We start from the raw sequence: 1,604 nt of genomic DNA on the forward strand, positions 1-1,604 counted from the left end.
CACGCCACTAGCTTGAGTTTTAACCGATGGCCGCGGAGTGAGCACCCTAGTTGATCATGAGTGAAGCCCTTGGTTGATCATTCTTCTTGTCTAGGGAAGAAGATCGCTACCAAGGGCTTCAGTTGATCAGTGTGCAGGATGCCGGTGAGACCGGTGTGGGCGGGGACCTGTCCTGGTTCCGGCGGGAGTTCTACCGGTGTCTGTCCCGGCGGGCGGACGCGTTGTTCGAGCTGTGCGACGCGGTGCTGTGCGCGGGCGGGCCGGTGCGGTCGATCGCGGAGCTGTCGTTGACCGGCGAGCACCGGCGCGGACATGGCAGCGGCTACGCCGCGCTGGCCCGCGGCTGTGTCGAGATCGACCGGCTGCGGACCACGCTCGCCGGCGCGCGGTTGCCGCGCGCCGCCGACGGCCGGCTGGTGCTGGCGGTGGATGTCACCAGCTGGCTACGTCCCGAGGCCCACACCAGTGCGCAGCGGATCCTGTGCCACACCTACGGACGCGGCAAGAACCAGCACATCATGGTGCCGGGCTGGCCCTACTCGGTGCTAGTCGCGCTGGAAGCGGGACGCGGCTCCTGGACCGCGCCGCTGGACGTGGTCCGGCTCAAGCCCGGTGACGACGCGGCCACCGTCACCGCCCGGCAGGTGCGAGAGGTCGTCGACCGGCTCGTCACCGCCGGGCACTGGCGGCCGGGAGACCCGGACATCCTGCTGGTCGCCGACGCCGGTTACGACGGTCCCCGCCTCGCGCACGTGCTGGCCGGCCTGCCGATCGCGGTCTTGGTGCGGATGAGCACCCGCAGGACCCTGCGCCGCCGGCCACCGCCCCGCCCGCCCGGCACGACCGGCCGGCCCCGCCGCCACGGCGGCGACTTCTCCTTCGCCGACCCCGCGACCTGGGGCGAGCCCGACATCACCACCCACACCCAGACCCGGCTCTACGGCACCGCGTATGTCCGGGCCTGGGACCGGCTGCATCCCCGGCTGACCCACCGCACCGCATGGGTGGACCACACCGGTGACCTGCCGATCATCGAGGGCACCGTGATCCGTCTTCAGATCGATCGGCTTCCCTCCGGAGCACAACCGAAACCGGTATGGCTCTGGCACTCCCGCACTGGCCTCGACCCGGCCATGACCGACGTGTGCTGGCAGGCGTTCCTGCGCCGGTTCGACATCGAGCACACCTTCCGCCTGCTCAAACAAACCCTCGGCTGGACCACGCCGAAGCTCCGCTCACCCGAGGCGGCCGACCGGTGGACCTGGCTGCTGATCGCCGCCTACACCCAGCTACGCCTCGCCCGCCACCTCACACTCGATCTGCGCCGCCGCTGGGAAAAACCCGCGGCAGACCCGCGGCACCTCTCCCCGGCTCGCGTCCGCCGCGGATTTCGGAACCTACGCACACACACCGCCCGTCCAGCCGGTGCTCCGAAACCCTCTCGCCCCGGACCCGGCCGCCCCGCAGGCCTGCCCAACAAACACCCAGCACCACGCCACAATGTCTACATCGTCACCAGCGCAGACAGGCGCAAACACAAGCACCACAACACAACCGAGCCCTGCCACCCACACCCGGACCGAACAGGTTAAAACTCAAGCTAG

Annotated in this window: 1 protein-coding gene; it reads left to right on the top strand. The window is 69.5% G+C overall.

The genetic code is table 11. From position 1 onward, the window contains the following. The first annotated feature begins 131 nt into the window (after positions 1 to 131). Positions 132 to 1,592 carry an NF041680 family putative transposase gene (locus tag ACIA8G_RS43890; RefSeq protein ID WP_396424780.1) on the top strand — a complete coding sequence of 487 codons (1,461 nt, stop codon included), beginning with the start codon at positions 132 to 134 and terminating at the stop codon, positions 1,590 to 1,592. Positions 1,593 to 1,604: the final 12 nt, after the last annotated feature.

This window comes from Lentzea sp. NPDC051213, from assembly GCF_044455585.1.
Taxonomy (GTDB): Bacteria; Actinomycetota; Actinomycetes; order Mycobacteriales; family Pseudonocardiaceae; genus Lentzea.